The sequence below is a fragment of the Desulfovibrio sp. An276 genome (assembly GCF_002159665.1).
In the GTDB taxonomy this organism is placed as follows: Bacteria; Desulfobacterota; Desulfovibrionia; order Desulfovibrionales; family Desulfovibrionaceae; genus Desulfovibrio; species Desulfovibrio faecigallinarum.
The window spans coordinates 1-16,431 of the sequence record NZ_NFJC01000015.1 but is presented as its reverse complement, the minus strand read 5'-3'; the positions used below and the strand labels follow the sequence as shown (position 1 = coordinate 16,431).

The 16,431-nt window shown below is 57.4% G+C and carries 15 protein-coding genes; 12 read left to right on the top strand and 3 right to left on the bottom strand.

Features of this window, described 5'->3' with window-relative positions; translation table 11 throughout:
• Window positions 1-23 precede the first annotated feature (23 nt).
• From B5F76_RS07505 to B5F76_RS07460, 11 genes are all read left to right on the top strand, one after another.
• Window positions 24-839, top strand: coding sequence for a hypothetical protein (locus B5F76_RS07505; RefSeq protein WP_087352901.1), 816 nt, complete (start codon window positions 24-26; stop codon window positions 837-839).
• Between the two features lie 9 nt (window positions 840-848).
• Entirely contained in the window at window positions 849-2,372 is a 1,524-nt protein-coding gene (locus tag B5F76_RS07500; RefSeq protein WP_087352899.1) for an ATPase, T2SS/T4P/T4SS family, read from the top strand.
• Window positions 2,373-2,424: 52 nt separating this feature from the next.
• Complete coding sequence (locus tag B5F76_RS07495; protein WP_087352897.1) at window positions 2,425-3,516, top strand: type II secretion system F family protein; 1,092 nt, start codon at window positions 2,425-2,427, stop codon at window positions 3,514-3,516.
• A gap of 102 nt (window positions 3,517-3,618) precedes the next feature.
• On the top strand, window positions 3,619-4,491 hold the full coding sequence (locus B5F76_RS07490) for a type 4 pilus major pilin (RefSeq protein ID WP_144268414.1): 873 nt from the start codon (window positions 3,619-3,621) through the stop codon (window positions 4,489-4,491).
• Window positions 4,492-4,572: 81 nt separating this feature from the next.
• Window positions 4,573-5,001, top strand: a complete 429-nt coding sequence (locus tag B5F76_RS07485; RefSeq protein ID WP_087352893.1) for a hypothetical protein — start codon at window positions 4,573-4,575, stop codon at window positions 4,999-5,001.
• Window positions 5,002-5,074: 73 nt separating this feature from the next.
• Window positions 5,075-6,436 (top strand): shufflon system plasmid conjugative transfer pilus tip adhesin PilV, encoded by a 1,362-nt coding sequence (pilV, locus tag B5F76_RS14480; protein ID WP_144268413.1) that lies wholly within the window; start codon window positions 5,075-5,077, stop codon window positions 6,434-6,436.
• Window positions 6,423-6,938, top strand: coding sequence for a lytic transglycosylase domain-containing protein (locus B5F76_RS07480; RefSeq protein WP_162608749.1), 516 nt, complete (start codon window positions 6,423-6,425; stop codon window positions 6,936-6,938). The genes pilV and B5F76_RS07480 overlap by 14 nt, the downstream gene beginning before the upstream one ends.
• Before the next feature lie 74 nt (window positions 6,939-7,012).
• Entirely contained in the window at window positions 7,013-7,930 is a 918-nt protein-coding gene (locus tag B5F76_RS07475; protein ID WP_087352888.1) for a prepilin peptidase, read from the top strand.
• Between the two features lie 110 nt (window positions 7,931-8,040).
• Window positions 8,041-8,703 (top strand): phage tail protein, encoded by a 663-nt coding sequence (locus tag B5F76_RS07470; protein WP_162608748.1) that lies wholly within the window; start codon window positions 8,041-8,043, stop codon window positions 8,701-8,703.
• Complete coding sequence (locus B5F76_RS07465) at window positions 8,703-10,046, top strand: secretion/conjugation apparatus DotM-related subunit (protein WP_087352884.1); 1,344 nt, start codon at window positions 8,703-8,705, stop codon at window positions 10,044-10,046. The genes B5F76_RS07470 and B5F76_RS07465 overlap by 1 nt, the downstream gene beginning before the upstream one ends.
• A gap of 161 nt (window positions 10,047-10,207) precedes the next feature.
• Window positions 10,208-10,792, top strand: coding sequence for a DJ-1/PfpI family protein (locus B5F76_RS07460; RefSeq protein ID WP_087352882.1), 585 nt, complete (start codon window positions 10,208-10,210; stop codon window positions 10,790-10,792).
• Between the two features lie 171 nt (window positions 10,793-10,963).
• On the opposite strand, the gene B5F76_RS07455 is transcribed toward B5F76_RS07460, so the two are convergent.
• The 3 genes from B5F76_RS07455 to B5F76_RS07445 all read right to left on the bottom strand — a co-directional run bounded on the left by B5F76_RS07455 (window position 10,964) and on the right by B5F76_RS07445 (window position 14,989).
• Window positions 10,964-11,989, bottom strand: a complete 1,026-nt coding sequence (locus tag B5F76_RS07455; RefSeq protein ID WP_087353046.1) for a Fic family protein — start codon at window positions 11,987-11,989, stop codon at window positions 10,964-10,966.
• Between the two features lie 227 nt (window positions 11,990-12,216).
• Window positions 12,217-13,434 (bottom strand): ATP-binding protein, encoded by a 1,218-nt coding sequence (locus B5F76_RS07450; RefSeq protein WP_162608747.1) that lies wholly within the window; start codon window positions 13,432-13,434, stop codon window positions 12,217-12,219.
• Between the two features lie 340 nt (window positions 13,435-13,774).
• Window positions 13,775-14,989 carry an iron-containing alcohol dehydrogenase gene (locus tag B5F76_RS07445; RefSeq protein WP_087352877.1) on the bottom strand — a complete coding sequence of 405 codons (1,215 nt, stop codon included), beginning with the start codon at window positions 14,987-14,989 and terminating at the stop codon, window positions 13,775-13,777.
• Between the two features lie 767 nt (window positions 14,990-15,756).
• On the opposite strand from B5F76_RS07445, the gene B5F76_RS07440 reads away from it, so the two are divergent.
• On the top strand, window positions 15,757-16,131 hold the full coding sequence (locus B5F76_RS07440) for a hypothetical protein (protein ID WP_087352875.1): 375 nt from the start codon (window positions 15,757-15,759) through the stop codon (window positions 16,129-16,131).
• The last annotated feature ends 300 nt before the right edge of the window (window positions 16,132-16,431 follow it).

The window sequence follows — 16,431 nt, the reverse complement described above, 5'->3', positions numbered from 1 at the left end:
GCAGACAAAATTGTGGAGGAATCATGACAAGAGAAGACCTGACGAAGGATGCTCTTTTGCAAATGACAGGCCCGCAAGGCCAGGCAAGCCTGCAAGTCACGGAAAAGCCTGGCCGCAAGAGAGCCATCATCGTACTTGCCCTGTGCGCCCTGCTTCTTGGGGCTTGTGCTGGCGTGGCATACGTGTTCCTGAAGGATGCCCCCAGGCCCGCAAGGGTGAGCAGGCCCACAAAATTGCAGCCGGCAGGGCAGGCACATGTGGCTCCCCAAGCGGCCTTGCCGCAGGCTCCCGCGCAAGACGAGGGGAAGGGTAGCTCACAGGCCAAGCCCAACGCGGAACCGGTGGCAGATGCAAACTCTGTGCGCCTTCCTGCCATAACAAACTTTGAGCCAGGAACTGTCTATTCCGGTACATTGGGCGAGATCACCCGCCTGCAGGCAGGATCACAGATTGCCAGGGCGGACCTGGCCCTTGCCGAGGTGCAGGTGAAGCTGAAGGAAATGGAGCGCCGCCTTGCGGGTACAGGCACTGAAGCCGAAACTGCTTCCGGCAGCCTCGAGGACAGCATACGGGACTCCATACGCCAAAGCCTCAAGGATACCTTGAAGGCGACGGTTCAGGAGGAGATGGCCCGCGCCATGGGAAGCATCTCAAAGGCAAGGCTTGGCAATTTGCGCGTCATTGCCGTGCGCGGCAGGGGCGCAAGCCTTGAGGCCGAGGTCGCGGGTCCCGAGGGGCGGCACTTTGTGCGCGAAGGCTCCTCCATAGGCGACAAGATTGTGGACGAAATCAGTCGCACGCGCGTTGTGGTGGGCGGAACTGCTCTTCCCTGGCGCTAGGAGGTTGGCATGGAGGATACGAAGAAGATGACAGCTTCGGCCATGGACGCTGGCCCCTTGCGCCTGCGCTTTGTCGGCAACGTCTGCCACGTGTCTGCAGAGCTCAAGGGGAGCCTTGCCCTGGATGGCATACTGGCCGAGCGTGCACGAGCCACGGGTGTCATGACAATCCCCATACGCTGGCACAAGCCTGTGGAATTCGAGCAGCTCTTTGGCACGCCCCACAAAGGCAACGATCTCTCCGAAGGCTCATCGTGGGTTGACGACTACGTAAAGAAGCTCTTTGCCAGGGCCATGGCAAAAAAGGTCACTGACATACACATAACCTACATGGGGCCCTACGCGGAGGTGAGCTTTCGCCGCATGGGACTCATACAGCCAGAGGAATGCCTGGACGGTGCCATGGGCCTCATGCTCATCCGCGGCATCTTCCAGGGCGGCAGATCCCAGGCGGAATCCGGCTTTTCCGAATACGAACGCTACGACGGCCGCATCGCGGACCAGTCCTTCCTGCCAAGGGGGCTTTTTGCCGTGCGCCTGCACTCCGAGCCCATCCAGAGTCCCTATATCCCTGGCCCAGGCCTCAACCTCTCCATGCGTCTGCTCTTCGATACGACAAGTGTGAGTGGCACGCTCATGGAGCGCATGGCAGCCCTTGGCTTCACAAGGGAACAGCAGGAGCTCTTGTACTCCTTTAGCCAAAGGTCGGGCTTGAGTGTCGTCTCCGGGCCCACGGGCCACGGCAAGACCACTGTGCTCAAGAACATCATGGAGGCCCTTGCCCGCAGCGTGCCGACAAGGAACTACTACAGTCTCGAGGACCCGCCGGAGTACACCATCCTTGGTGTGAAGCAGCTCAATGTCTTTACCAAGGCCGTGTCGGACAAGGAGCGCGAGCGAGCCCTTCTGGAAGCTTTGGCAGGCCTCATGCGCGCAGACCCGGACGTCATACTGCTTGGCGAGATACGCTACCTTGAGGCCGCAAGGGCTGCAGTCAACGCTGCCCTGACAGGCCACAGTGTCTGGACTACGGTGCACGCAAGCTCAGGCATAAACGTCCTTGCCCGCTTTCGCGAGATGGGGCTCCCCCTGGAGTCCGTGTGCTCAAGGGGTGTGCTCACAGGAGTGAGCTACCAGCGCCTTTTGCCCATACTCTGCCCCTCCTGCAAGCGGCCCCTCAGCTCCCACAAGGGGGAGCTTGCAAAAGACCTTCTCAAAAGAATCGAGCGCCTCTATCCAAAGGAAGAGCGGGAAGGGCTTTGTCTGCAGGGCAAGGGCTGCAAGGCGTGCGACGGCATGGGACTCACGGCCCAGCAGGTGGCTGCCGAAGTCATACCCATGAACGACGCCCATCTTGTGGAGCTTGTGCGCGCGAATGCCATGGAGGAGGCCCAGCGCTACTGGGTCGATGTCATGCACGGCACAACGCACATAGCCCACGCAAGAATGCGTGTGGGTAGTGGAGAGGTTGACCCGCGTCTTGCCCAAGAGCGTCTTGGCACAACCCTTGATGCGGACCTTGAGGGAATCTGACCAAAAAAAATACTGGCATACCAGTTGACAATTCAGGAAGGATTTGCTAGAAATGATTTTGTCGAAAGCAAGACTAACCCTTGCCGGGTGGAACTTTCATCCCGGGGTCAGGGAACGGTGCTGGAAACGTCTTGGACGCCAGCTTGAAACAGCGCACCTGCCCCTCGAATACTGCTTCCACCTGCTCGAAGAACGGGCCATTGCGGACAAAAGCCCCCTCACACTCGTGTACGCAACGATTGGGGCACGGCTTGCCAGGGGCTACAGCATAGGGGCTGCCATTGCCTCCTTCGCCAGTCCGGAAGAGGTCATGCTCATAGACGCTGGGCAAAGTGCAGGCGAACAAGGCCTTGCACAGGGCTTTCTTCGTGCTGCAAGTCTCATGGAGAAAAAGCGCAGGATGCGGGCTGCAATCGCAAAGGAGCTTGTCTATCCTGCCTCGCTTGTGGCTGCCATGGCTGCCTTTCTGGTCGTCATAGCCCATGTGCTTGTGCCAAGGCTGGCAATCCTTGCCAACCCTGCAACCTGGCAGGGAGCTGGCGCAGTCCTCTATGAGACATCCCTTTTTGTCAGTTCCTGGAAGGGAGCGGCAACGCTTTTGGGGCTTTGCCTTGCAGGCCTTGCGACAGTCCTTTCCCTGCCTCATCTCACAGGAAGGGTTCGGGTGTACGCGGACTATCTTCCACCCTGGTCCGTGTACAGGCTTGTGACAGGTGTTTCCTGGCTCTACGCCACAGCCCTTTTGCTTCAGACAAGGCAAAAGCTTGGCACCATATTGCAGGGCATCATGGAAGCAAGGGCCACCAGTCCCTATTTGCGCTGGCGACTTCACCCCATACACCAGAGGGTCTGCCTAGGCCTAAGCCTTGGCGAGGCATTGTGCAGGGGAAAGGATCGCTGGCCCGACAGGACAATGGCAGAGGACATGCGCGTCTACTCAAGCCTTCCGGGCTTTGCGGACATGGTGACCGAGGTAGCCGAAGGGCTCATGGAAGACGCCATGGAGCGTGTGCAGCGCCTTGCCAAAACCATGGGTGGCCTTGCCATCCTGGGCGTCATTGCCCTTCTGATTCTCCTTGTCATGGGACTTTTCGGCATACAGGAGCAGATCACGGGCTCTGTCGGACGCATGGGGCACATATAACAAGGAGGTACTTTCATCCACAAATACACGCACATACACAAACACCCAGAATGGCTTGAGGTCGAGGTCCAAGAACAGGCAACAGACGTGGAGAATTCCATCTTGAAAAGACGACTTTGCCCTTGCAGGCGCTACGCCACACAGGTACGGCGTGCCCCTGCAGCAGAGAGGGAATGCATGACGGCTTCCCCCGCAACCGCTCCGGAAGACAGTGTGAAGGAAAAGGCAGCTTGCGAGGAGGCAGGCACAAGCCAGTGCACGTGCACTGGAACCTCGTGCTCTGACGCCGGGTGCTCTGATGCCGGGGAAACCAGCCTGAGCTCGAAGGAAGCCCCCGCAGCCATGGCCTGCACAGATGACGACCAGGATGATGTCCGCAGGAACGCCATACGGGCGAAGATACGCGCCGGCATACGAAGGCTTATTGCCAGCAAGGCCAGAAAAGCGGCAGCCAAGAAGGAAAAGCAAAGCCAGGGCGGCTTCACCCTCATCGAGGTGCTCGGCGCCCTGGTCGTAGGCTCCATTGTCTTCGCCTTCGCTGCCTTTGGCATCAGCGGCGGGCTTGAGTCTGCCAGGGTGTCCGGCTTTAACGAGAGTCTTGCCCTTCTGCGCATCAACATACACGAAAGCTATGCCTCTTCCCGCGGCTTTGGTTCCTCGACCACTGCCAGCGTGGACATCACCCAGGACCTCATCGACGCAGGCGCTATCCCGCAGAACTGGATGACTGCAGACGGCGCAAGCGCTGTGCACAACTTCGGCGGCAGCGTCAGTGTTTCCGGAACCGTTTCCGGCTTCACCATCACTGCCAGCTCCATCCCCGAGGCCGTGTGCCGCAAGATTGTGTCGAGCCAGCTTGAGGGCTGGGACAGCGTCTCCATTGGCGGCAATGCCGTGACCGAACTTCCTCCCACAGGCTGCGAGCCCGACGAGGACGGTGTTGGCGTCAACGAGCTGACCTTCCTGGCCCACTAGCCCCAGACCCGACACCATGGAGCCGACATAACCGACTTGCGAGGGGCCCCCGATACGGTGGGGGCCCCGGGAGGAGACAGCATGTACCCCCTTGCCATGGCCCTTCTTTTTTCCGGGCTCTGCGCCCTGGCAAACCTGGCATATCCTGGTCCGGACATACAGAATGACAGGGCCCTTTCCCGTGGACACGAGCTTGCACTTGTCTGCCAGGCCGCAGGCGATGCCCTTGAACTTCGGCATGAGGCTGGGGATGACGGCCCTCTTTCGCGCAACGATATTGAAAGACTCCTGCCTCAAGGTTACAGGAGAGGCGCTGCGATGAACAATTTTAAGCTTGCGCAATCAGGCCCTGATGTCATAGTGTATTTCGAAAGATGCGAAGGCGCCCGCATAACCTGCGGGGCAGGCAAAGCGTGCGGTACAAGCCGCAATGGGCGCCTGAACGACATGGTTCTGCCCTCTGGCATTCCGGATGGATCCCTTGTCTGTGTGGCAAGGGGAGAAGAATGACAGGGGCAATGACGGCAAGTGCGGAACACGGCGTACAAATGGAAAAGGATGAATCGGAAGAGGACGACAAGACATGAAACGAAAGGCAAGCATGCACAAATCAAGGCGGACAGTGCCCAGAACAGGGACAGGAGCAGGCGAAGCGGGCTTTACCCTGGTGGAAGTCCTTGGCGCCATCCTTGTCGCAGGTATCATGCTGACCCTTCTCACAGGTGTCGTTCAGCGGGGAAGCGTCTGGATGGAACAGGCCTCTGCAGCCAGCCACTTGCGCATGGTCGCGGAGGCTTTCCAGGGCTATGCCAGCCTGCACGAGACGGAACTTCTGGCAGAAGCCGGCCAGGCTTCCGGACCCAGTGTGACGCTTGAGGACCTTGCACGAGAAGGCTTTTTGCCGCAGGGCTTTGCGGCAACCAATCTCTGGAACCAGGACTACGTTTTGCACGTGCGCAAGATAGAGCTTTCCTTTCAGGCGGAAGGTACGGAAGGGGGCGATGGCAGCGATGATGACGCACAGACCATATCCCGACTTGCCCTTGTGGTGCTGACTTCCGGAGGCAGGGGAAGTGTCTACGATGCAGACAACGCGACCTTTTTGAACGTGCATGTGCCAGGCGCTGCCGCAAGGGCCGGCGTGCACGCAGGCTACATTCCGGGCCGCGACAGGGACGGTGCGACTGCCTCGGACCTTGTGAGCGGCCAGGGAAGCTATGTTTTGCCCCTGGCAGACCTTGGCATTGCAAGCCCAGGACCAGGGCATCTTGGCGCCTACCTTGTTTTGAACGCAAGGGAAGAGTCTTCTTCCGACAACTTTTTGCACCGCGTGGCTGTCCCGGGGCGCCCGGAACTCAACCAGATGGAGACCGTCCTCGACATGACAGGCAACGGCATTGTGAATACAGGCTTTGTCAGGCTTGACGAACACAACCTTGTGGCAGGTAGTTCACCCCTTGCAGGCGAGGGTACTGCCTGTTCCGGGGAGGATTTGGGAAAGCTCTTTCTCGACAAAAACTTTGGCCTCTACCTCTGCCGCCTTGTGCGCGGAGAGGATGGAAGCGAGGTTGCGCAGCTTGCCCTTCTTTCGGACAGCGCAAATGCCGTCTCCGTACAGGGTATGACCCTTGCTGCCGACAACGAGCTCATAGAAAGGCCCCTTTGCGCAAGCGGCACAGGGGCCGAGGCACAGATCTTCGTGGCCCCTGCCATGGCCTCGTCCGGGCCCTCAAGCCCGGCCATGGCGGCCCTGCGCGCCTGGGCAAGTGTCGAGGACGAGACGCACTGGCGCGTGCACATCCGGGTGAAGAACACTGAGCATGACACAGGCTCCTGGTACGAGCCGGCTCAGGAGGGCACAAATTCCCTTGCGTACGGGGCTGCCCAGGTCATCACGGCCTGCGTGCGCAAAAGCCAGGATCCCGGAAGTCATGCAGGTGAATAGGCTGGCGAAGAGGCTCCTGGCCCTGTTCACTCTTTTTGCGCTTGTCTTCCTGTATCCTGCCACTGTGAGGGCTGATGTCTTCACCGGACCCGCAAGGCTCCTTGGTGTGGACCCGTACCTTGCCATGGCAGTAGCCAGGGTCGAGTCCGACTGGCATCCCTGGTGCGTGAACATAGAGGGCAAGGACTACAGGGCAAAAAGCCTTGCGGAAGCTGCGACAATTGCCAAAAGGGCCTTTGCTCTCGGCAAGTCCCTGGATGTGGGCCTCATGCAGATAAACTCGTACTGGCTTCGCAAGTGGCAAATCCCGCTCGAACGCGTCCTTGACCCTGTAACCAACGTGACCCTTGGGCTTTGCATTTTGAAGTACGAGATGCGCAGATATGGGTCCACCTGGAAGGCAGTCGGCGCCTACCACTCAAAGAACCCTGCGCGCCAGAAGCGCTACGTGCAAAAGGTTGCGCGAGCCCTCTCCGGCATCCACAGGTCCCTTGGCAAGTGAACAGGGATGCCCGAACAAAACCGGGAAAAGAAAGACACACCACCCAACACCATACAGCGACACGGAGGTTATCCATGGAAGTAACGGAAGTCACGCAAGCAGCTACCCTCACCCCCTGGCTGCACACACTCATCTCGGGCGCAATGCTTCTCTTCGGCGCCCTGCTCGGCTCCTTTGCCCTCACAGCAGGCATGCGCTACGCGAAGGGCGAGGGCTTTGTCCTTGGCCGCTCCCATTGCGATGCCTGCAAAAAGACCTTGCGCTTTCGCGATCTTGTGCCGGTCATTGGCTTCATTTCCCTGCGCGGAAGGTGCCATTTTTGCAAGGCGCCCATATCCCTTCTCTACCCCATCTTCGAGTTTTGCTCAGGCCTTTTCTTCCTCTTTGCCTACCTCTCCCTTGGGCTTTCCCCGACCCTTCTTGGCATAGCCCTTGTCTTTGTGCCCCTTGTCCTTCTTGCCGTGCACGACCTTGAGAAGGAAATCATCCCGGATGCGATCCTCCTTCCCCTCATGGCTGCGGTCTTTTGCTACAAGTGGCTTATTCTCGTGACAAGTCCCCTTTCCATGGCGCTTGCAGGCCTTGGGGCAGCCCTCTTCTTCTACGGTCTTCGATGGTACGGCAAAAGAGTCAAGTCCCGCATAGTACTCGGCCTTGGCGATGTGAAGCTTGGCATACTGCTCGGCTTTTTCACCCTTGACAACGTCTTCCTTGTCTCTGCGCTCGGAAGCTTTATTGCCGGCATCTACGCCATCGGCCTTGTGCGCTACAGGGAACGCGAAGGCCTGACAGAGAAGGACAAGGAAGAAGCAAGTGTGGAAGAGGCCACAGCCGATCCCTGCAACACCTCGCCCCTGCAACAGCTTCGCAAGGAGCACGAGGAACAGGAAAAGGCCCTGGCAAGAGAGCGTCGCGAAGCGCTGTGGGAGAACCTCGAAATCCCCCTGGCTCCCTGGCTTATCCTGGCCCTCATACCCTTTGTCTTCTATTGATAACCGGACATGTCAGGGGAGAAAGCAAGGTAAAAGAAGCCTCCTCCCCTGGCTGCAGTGCCTGGCAAAAGCAAACACCATAAAAATGCATGGCTTTAGGGAGGCCTGCTATGCGAACTGCAACGAAACTTGCGCAAGGAACAGTGGTCCGGGCAGCGCTTGCCCTGGCCCTTTTGCTCCTTGCAAGCACCTATGTCCAGGCCCTGGACGCGACCTTTGATCCTAGTGCGTACACGGTCACACCCGTGGCAGCAAGCGGCATACCCATTGGCACTGTGGTCGCCTGGCCCGTGCACACCAACCCTTCCGACATGGAAAACTGGCTCGACTGCGACGGAAGGACCATCCAGGCTTCGGACTACCCGGAGCTTGTGCGGATCCTGAGTGGCAGCAGCGCTGCCACCTCCGTGCGCGTGCCCAACTACGGGGGCCTTTTTTTGCGCGGCTTCGGCTCCCAGACCCACACCCAGCAAAACGGCATTTTGTACGGCGTCACCATGACAAGGCACAGCAGCGACAGGTTGGGCGTTGTGCAGGGTGACGGCATACGCAACATCACAGGCAACCTGCCCATTGGCAACAATGTGGGCTCCGCCTCCAACCTTGCCATCACAGGCGCCTTTACCTACTTCACGCCAGCCAACGTGCAGGGCTATGCCACAACCGATTCCAACAACGTGCGCGTCTCCTTCAACGCGTCCCTGGTTGTGCCCACTGCCTCGGAAAACAGGCCTGCCAACACGGCAGTGCGCTACCTCATAAGGGCAAGATAATGCAGGGCGCACAAAGGCCTTTTCCCGCACGCGAGGCGGATCCCGGCACAGGCTATCTTTTCGCAAGTGTCGCCCTGGTCCTTGCAGCAAGCCTTCTCTATTCCCGCTACGAAAAAGAGATGGCTGACGGGATCCTTGCACTCGCAAGGGCCCTTCTCCAGCCATTGGCTTTCCTTGACGCGGACTATGCGAAGGCCCTTGCCAATCTCGCAAACCTTGAACCAGGAAGCCGGGATCCAGCCTTTGCCATGGCTGTCCTTGGCAGGGTGTGCAGGCCCTACGTCTTCTTGTGCCTGCCCCTCCTTCTCCTTCTTGCAGTGCGTAGCTGGAGGCTCGGGGTCTCCGACGTGTACAAAAGAAGCCTTGGCATGAAGGAGCTTCTCACAGCAAACCTTGCCCTTGCGCCCTGCATTGCCCCAATCCTGAACTGGCCGCGCAGCATTCTTGCAGAGCCTTTGGACTCTGGTCCCTGGATGGCAGCAAGGCAGCCCCTGCAGCTTGCCGCGGACAGGAATCTTCTGATTCTCCCCAATCATGTTCCGGGCAATGGAGGAAGGAATACGCCTGTCCCGCGGGAAGAGATCCTTGGGCCAGACAACCTGGCTCTTCCCAACTCGTGCTGGCTTGGCAAGGCAATGGACGGACTTGCCCTGGACAGGGAAAGGGCGCAAGCGGTTTTCGCAAGCCAGCTTGGGCCAGCCTGGGAAGGCCTTGAGCATTTGCCAGGGTATCTCTACAAGTTTGCGGCAGCCCTGGCCTTTTTTGCCTGCGAGGAAAAGGACGCTGCCAAAGCCCTTCTGGATTCTCTCTCCCTCTCCTTCAGGGCACCGCAAGGGGCAAGGCCAGCGCGCTTTGACACTGTGGCACCCTTCTGGCACTCGGCAAGGCGCGAGCGTCCCTACGCGATAGATGCCCGCATTGCGAAGGATATCCTGCCAAAGGCGCAAAGGGCCCTTGCGTCAGACGCTGTGCAAAATGCCATGCGACCGCACCTTGTTTATCGCAACCTTGCCCTTTTGGCACTCTACGAGGCTGCTCGCCGCAAGGGTGTCCTGCCCACAGCCGAGTTCATCTGGCTGCGCCCGCTCAACCGCCCCCTGTACTACCTTTTGAACAACGTAGGCCGCCGCACTGCCTGGCCCGAGATTGCAGGTGCATGGGCCCACTACGAGGCGGAAAAGGTTTTGGCTGGCATGGACCCGGAAAGCCTGGGCATTGCAGAACCCCAGGTCACGGAGGCCATCAACGCGCTTGAGGTGGCGCTCTACGAGGAGGGCTGGATATCCCCGGACAGGCTCTCGGATTCTGTTGCCCGCAACAAGAAGATGCTTGGCCTCGACTGATGTCTGTGGCCCCAAAGCCCGGGACCTCTGCCCGGAACAGGGAAAGAGCGTACCTTGGCAGGCAGGGTTTTTTTGTGCAGAATGGGGACGAACACGTTTCCGCGATTTCGGGGTTCTTCCCGCACAATCCCGGAACAATCCCATGGACATTCGGAGGACACATGGCCAAGAAAATACTCATGCTTGCTGGGGACTTTGTCGAAGACTACGAGATCATGGTCCCCTACCAGATGCTGCTCATGCTGGGCTACGAGGTGGACGCTGTCTGCCCTGGCAAAAAGCCCGGTGACACAGTCAAGACTGCCATACACGACTTCGAGGGCGATCAGACCTATTCCGAAAAGCGTGGCCACAACTTCGCCATCAACGCAGACTTTGACGCAGTCAACACCAAGGACTACGCAGGTCTTGTCGTTCCTGGCGGCCGCGCCCCTGAATACCTGCGCCTCAACAAGCGCGTGCTCGAGATCGTGCGCGAGTTTGACGCGGACAAGAAGCCCATTGCCGCCATCTGCCATGGCCCACAGATTCTTGTCTCCGCAGGCATCCTGAAAAACCACACCTGCACCTGCTATCCCGCAGTGCAGCCCGATGTGGAAGACGCAGGCGCAACCTTTGGCGGCACCAATGAGACCTTCACCAATGCCGTGGTGTCCGGGCATCTTGTGACAGCGCCCGCATGGCCTGCCCATCCCGCCTGGATCGCCGCGTTCGTGAAGCTGCTTGGCGCACAGATCAGCATCTAGCGCGAGGCCTCGTTCCAAATACCATCCGCTGTGTTCCAAAGCGCAGGGCGTGAGGGACACAGCGGATTTTTGCTGCCACGGACAAGAGTCGGGGGGCAGAGGGAACCTCGGGGCCTATGTCTAAGTTGCAATTGATTCTGGAACTCGGGATGACGCAGACCATAATCAGGTTCACACTAACTGGTAAGCATTGCCGTTGGCGATTCTTCTTCCCGTTATTGTCAGCCTGTATTTTTGCAAGGGACTGCGGGGCGCATCCGGTCTTGTTCGCTCAACAAGACCGGCCTCCAGTGCGGGCGATAGATAATTTTTGCGGAATGTGGGGGCATGGCGCAGCCCCAGATCATCCATCAGCTCAGCCGCGCTTTTTTCCCCTTGCCCAAGTGCCTCCAGCAAGCGACGTACTTGATCGCTCACTTGGTCGTTTACTTGATCGCTTGGGATATCGGTCACGGCATCGCTCAGGGCCGCGAGCATAAACTCCACAAAGGCCGTTGCTTCTCCCTGTGCATCGGCACGACCAAGGCTTTCGTAATATTCGACCTGCCGATTACGGACAATGGTTTCCACCGGCAGATAGGCAAAAAGAGGATTCCATTTGCTGAGGATGAGCGTTTGCCAGAGGCGTCCCATGCGACCGTTGCCATCCGCAAATGGATGGATGAATTCGAATTCGTAGTGAAAGACACAGCTCGAAACCAGTGGATGCTCGTCCGCCTTTTCCAGCCAGCCAAGAAGTCTTGTCAGGTGATCATGTACCAGGTGAGCTGGTGGGGCCATATGTACGACTCTGTTGCCCTGAAAAACGCCTACACCGCCAGTGCGGAGCCTGCCTGGCCTTTCCACAAGATTGCGCATGAGTATTGCGTGAGCCGAGAGCATATCTTCCAGCTTGTGGGGTTGCCATGTATCCAGTCTTTCATAGGCGGCCACTGCGCCGTGTACTTCCTGAATATCGCGGGGCGGCCCAATAACCGTCTTGCCGTTAATGATGTCCGTCACCTGTTCCAGACTGAGCGAATTGTTTTCGATGGCAAGAGATGCATGGATGGTACGAATACGATTTTCCCGCCGTAGATGCGCAGACAGGAGATCCACGGCAAGTCCCCTGAGGGCGGCACGTGCGGCAAGCTGTTCGCTGATGTTCGCCACATGTTTGAGGATGGCGCTGGTGATGGTGTATGGCGGATACGTCATGCGGCGCATTCCTCCCTGTTCAGATGTGTATCAAGGCTGTTTGCAGCAAGGTGAGCTTGATGCGGTTAAGGCGTTGGCTGCAAGGATGCCTCATGCGCCCTTTTACCGGCCAGAACGTTTCGTTCTACGAATTTTTAGCGTATCCGGCCCGTTTTGAGAAGACGGCGCTTCGGGAGCATTTTGTATAGCCCCAAACAGAGGCCAGGCTTTCACCGGCTGACTCCATCTCAGATATAGCCTACAGGGACAGCGTCCACATCTCCTGTGACAGGCAAGTCTGTCCGTGCCATGCACAATACGGCGCCGTGCCCACGCTTTCGCCCAAGGACGGATTCTATCGCGCCAAAGGCCCTGACATCCTCCTCACTCACACGGCTTATCCTCGTGATCCCAATGGGATGAAGGAAACCATTTTCCTCAAGGATCACCGCTATCTCCCGCCTGTCTTTGTCCCGGTAGTAGCTGATGCGGGGAGACTTTCCGTTGTGCCACCAGCTCTTCACGATTTCCGTGACAACAAAAGTCTCCAGCATCGCTGTGCTCATTGTCCCTGCATCAAGAGGCTGTGGCGCATTCCAGCCAGCAAGATAGCAGGCAAGGCCGGTGTCCATGAAATACACCTTCGGGCTCTTGATGAGGCGCTTGTCCAAAGTCCTGCAGGGCTGAAGCAGGAAAACCACTCCCGTTGTCTCCAGCATGGAAACCCAGGCTTTCACCGTAGGGGACGTGACACCCACCTCGCGCGCAATGTCCGAGCAGTTGAGGGTCTGTCCCGTGCGGGCAGCAAGGGCCTTCAGGAAGGCAAAAAAGACAAGCTCATTCCCCACTCGCAGCGCGCGGATATTCCTCTCCATGTACGCCTGGACATGTCTTTCGTAGAAGGATTGCCACATGTCGTCTCCTTTGCCGTGCATCCCGGGACAGGAGCCGCGCCATATCCTGCGGAAAAGAGATGCTGTGTCCAGAGCTTCCGCTGTTTCAGCCCTGGCCTCGATGATTTCTGGCAAAGGCAAAAAGGGGGATCTCTGGTACTGTCCTTCCCGCTCTGCCAGGGAAAGGCCTGCAAGATGCAGGATAGCCATGCGGCCGGCAAGGCATGCTGTCACGTTGCGCATCTTCCGAAACTCGTGAGAGCTCGCAAGCCAGAACATGCCCGGCGCCTTCTCTTCATCCACAAGAGCCTTGATGTACAGAAAGAGCTGCGGGGCGTGCTGAATCTCGTCTATGAAAATCGGCGGTCTGAAGCGCTGCAAAAAGAGAGCCGGATCCTCCCTGGCAAACCTGCGGTTTTCCAGGACATCCAGGGAAACGTAGGAGCGCGTATCATTCCCGCAGGCCTTGAGGAGGGTCGTCTTCCCTGCCCCGCTTGGGCCTGTCACGAGCAGAACCGGGAAAAAGTCGGCAGCTTCCCGTATAGTTTTTTCAAGAGTTCTCGGGATATACATGGCGCCTCCGACTGATTGAAAACCTGTCTTGCAATTAGTCGAATTCTCAAAACCCGTCAACAACTGGGGATCAGTTTCGTGTCGCATTGGGGAGCAATTTCGTGTCGCACATCGATGGCGCATCACCCTATGTGACGTAGCCAAGGCCCGTGTGGCAAAGAAACCAAGCCCGAGATAAAAAATCCCCTGGCAGCCGCAACATGGATTGCGACATGCCAGGGAACACATAAACTGGAAAGCAAAACTTCAGCCGGCTTGGGGATGCACACGCACGCCATGCCGGCTGTATACCATGTGGAGCAAGGCTCTGGTTCAGGGGTAGACACCCCTTGCAGGCTGGCTAAATCATGGGGCGCATGGAATTGCGGTAGATGCGGGCAATCAGCTCCCTGTCTGCCTTGACGGGCGCAAGGGAGGTCAGAAGGCTCAAGGAAGGTGTCTGTTCCACAAGGTCGCACAGCCCGTCGATGTCCTCCTCGACAAAGCCCATGTCTTCGAGCTTTTCCGTCACACCAAGGCCAAAAATCCACTGCTGGACAGCCAGGGCAACCTTGTGGGCCTCATCCGGCATGCCGGCAAGGCCGGGGACTATGGTCTTCAGGATGAAGGCAAGGGTCTGGGCGCTTGCGGGATAGATTTCCTCTATGACTGCGGGCAAAAGGATGGCAAGGCCAAGGCCGTGGCTGAGCGAGGGCTTGACGCCGCTCAAGGGATGCTCCAGGGCGTGGGTGAGGTGGAGCATGCCGTTGTCGAAGGCAACGCCTGCCAGCATGGCGGCGTAGGCAAGCTCACCCCTAGTGGGCAGCTCGTCGGGATGCGCCATGGCCCTGGGAAGGCTTCTGTAGACAGTGGTGATGGCCTCTTCTGCCAGCATGATGGCAAAGGGGTTGGTGCAGACTGTCGTGGCAGCCTCGATGCTGTGGTTCACGGCATCGATGGAGACGTACAGCGTCTGCTGGGGCGAAAGCCCTGTCATGAGTGCAGGATCGTCGATGGAATAGGTGGGATAGATGCAGTCCAGGGCAATGGCTGGCTTGAACTTGAGGGCAGTCACTGTGGCGACAGCAAATCGGTTCACCTCGGAGCCAGTGCCGTGGGTGAGGTTGATGGCCACAATGGGCACTGCCTTGTCCGGCACAACGCGACTGCAGAAAACCTCCTCGCCAGTGAAGTCTGGGTTGGCAAGCAGTATGGCTGCACCCTTGCCACAGTCTATGGGGCTTCCTCCACCAATGGTTATAACAGCGCCGGCTCCGGCAGCCCTGCCACAGGCTGCTGCCTCATCCACTGCGTCTGTGGTGGGGTTGGGGGTAACCTTGTTGTAGAGGCAAAGCTCCACGCCGTGGTTTGCGGCAGCGGCACAAACCTTGTCCCATGCACCCGTCAGCTTGTAGGAATGGCCGCCGGTGACGCATAGGGCAGCGTTGATGCCCCTCCTCTTCAGTTCGGCCATGATGTCATCGATCTTGTCGATTGCACCAACGCCAAGATAGGTAGTGACCTTTGTGCGAATTTCGCGGATCTTTGAGAAGCTGTTCTTGCGAGCGAAAAGCATATCGATCTCCTGAAGACGATAAACTATTGAAAATATTAAGCTGACCGGCATGCGCGGACCAATGAGTGCGGCCCGTTTTTGCCTTCCTGAACTTGAGAAAAAGACTAAAACTGGCTGGGCAAACAGTCAAGAACAGCTTTGTGAAATTTTTCTCATTTTGATGTAAATTTGTCACAATTTTTTCTATATCATATTGATATTCAATAAATAATTTGTTTGTGATTTATTTCATTATCTCCCTTCGATCGCCACCTGCAAGCTGGTTTTGAGCCGAGACGCCCTTCCCGTCGCCCTCCCTCACGGCAAGACTCTGGCTGAACGAAGGGTGAGACAGGCAACAAGCCCCTGGGCCTTTCTGTGGCACAGTGCTTGCATATCTGTTTTGACATGTCAAAGCATATAATGGCACACTATTTGCAAGGAAAAGTCTGGAAATAACCTCTTCTGCCTTTGGGAAAAATTGCGTTCTTCCCTTGACAGAGACAAATCTATACCCATATTTGCGTGTAGACACTCGTGTCATTCCTTTGTACCACAACCAAAGCAAACTCGCACACATTGTTCAAGGCAAGTTTTTCCCACAATTTTCCAAGGATAAACCATGTAGAAAACACAAGGTTGCAGAAACTTTCAAAAACAGCAAAAGGAATTTTGCACTACCTGTTTGCAAAGGCATACATAAACTCTCACAACAGTGCAACAAGTAGCGCAAACAGGACTCTCTGCCTGCGAGAGACAGGCATAAAACAATCAGGAGAAGAAAACAAATGGGCCTCTTTGACACCTTGAAGGAAAAGAAGGACGCCATGATCGACATGGCTGCCTCCACTGCACTGGACAAGTTTGCACGCGAGTTTGTCAACAGGTACCTTGAGGGCATTCTGGAGCTTCAGAACATCAAGATCGAGCAGAAACGCCCGATACTGACCTTCACGCTTGCAGGTATTCCGGGCCAGGTGCACACTGCCGAAGTGCACAGGATCGATATCTCCGAAGACGGTCACAAGCTCAGCCTTGCCAACTTCAAAAGCAACACGCTCTGCATCGAAAACGCCCTCAACCGCTTTGTGCCCGAATCCATCGACATCTCCGACGACACGGCAGCCATGGCGCTTGCCGCAGTGAGAAAGATCCTTCTCTAGCCCCTGTCCCGCAAGGGGACTGCATTCTCCCCTCCTCAGGGGCTTCCCGGGGAGGGGAGACCTTTTGGCAATCCCTGTCATTCGAAAAGTGTCCCGCAAAACCTCAAAACCACGAATAATGTATGGGATCTTCCGAATTTTCCTCCTCCGAAGCTCAGCAGCAGAAAGCAGAAGAGGGCATTTCCTCCAATCCTGAACTTCCCAAAAATTACCACTCAACGGCCAGCCAGTGGTGTTCACCGGCCTAGAAAAGTCATCAGCTCCTGATAGCCCTTGCCGCTAGATTTAAGTGCGACTAAG

Bases quoted from the DNA above. Each gene is read 5' to 3' on its own strand.
- B5F76_RS07480 (WP_162608749.1), top strand. From the start codon at position 6,423: ATGCAGGTGAATAGGCTGGCGAAGAGGCTCCTGGCCCTGTTCACTCTT.
- B5F76_RS07465 (WP_087352884.1), top strand. From the start codon at position 8,703: ATGCAGGGCGCACAAAGGCCTTTTCCCGCACGCGAGGCGGATCCCGGC.
- B5F76_RS07460 (WP_087352882.1), top strand. From the start codon at position 10,208: ATGGCCAAGAAAATACTCATGCTTGCTGGGGACTTTGTCGAAGACTAC.
- B5F76_RS07455 (WP_087353046.1), bottom strand. From the start codon at position 11,989: ATGACGTATCCGCCATACACCATCACCAGCGCCATCCTCAAACATGTG.
- B5F76_RS07475 (WP_087352888.1), top strand. From the start codon at position 7,013: ATGGAAGTAACGGAAGTCACGCAAGCAGCTACCCTCACCCCCTGGCTG.
- B5F76_RS07450 (WP_162608747.1), bottom strand. From the start codon at position 13,434: ATGTATATCCCGAGAACTCTTGAAAAAACTATACGGGAAGCTGCCGAC.
- B5F76_RS07470 (WP_162608748.1), top strand. From the start codon at position 8,041: ATGCGAACTGCAACGAAACTTGCGCAAGGAACAGTGGTCCGGGCAGCG.
- B5F76_RS07495 (WP_087352897.1), top strand. From the start codon at position 2,425: ATGATTTTGTCGAAAGCAAGACTAACCCTTGCCGGGTGGAACTTTCAT.
- B5F76_RS07445 (WP_087352877.1), bottom strand. From the start codon at position 14,989: ATGCTTTTCGCTCGCAAGAACAGCTTCTCAAAGATCCGCGAAATTCGC.
- B5F76_RS07485 (WP_087352893.1), top strand. From the start codon at position 4,573: ATGTACCCCCTTGCCATGGCCCTTCTTTTTTCCGGGCTCTGCGCCCTG.
- B5F76_RS07500 (WP_087352899.1), top strand. From the start codon at position 849: ATGGAGGATACGAAGAAGATGACAGCTTCGGCCATGGACGCTGGCCCC.
- B5F76_RS07440 (WP_087352875.1), top strand. From the start codon at position 15,757: ATGGGCCTCTTTGACACCTTGAAGGAAAAGAAGGACGCCATGATCGAC.
- pilV (WP_144268413.1), top strand. From the start codon at position 5,075: ATGAAACGAAAGGCAAGCATGCACAAATCAAGGCGGACAGTGCCCAGA.
- B5F76_RS07505 (WP_087352901.1), top strand. From the start codon at position 24: ATGACAAGAGAAGACCTGACGAAGGATGCTCTTTTGCAAATGACAGGC.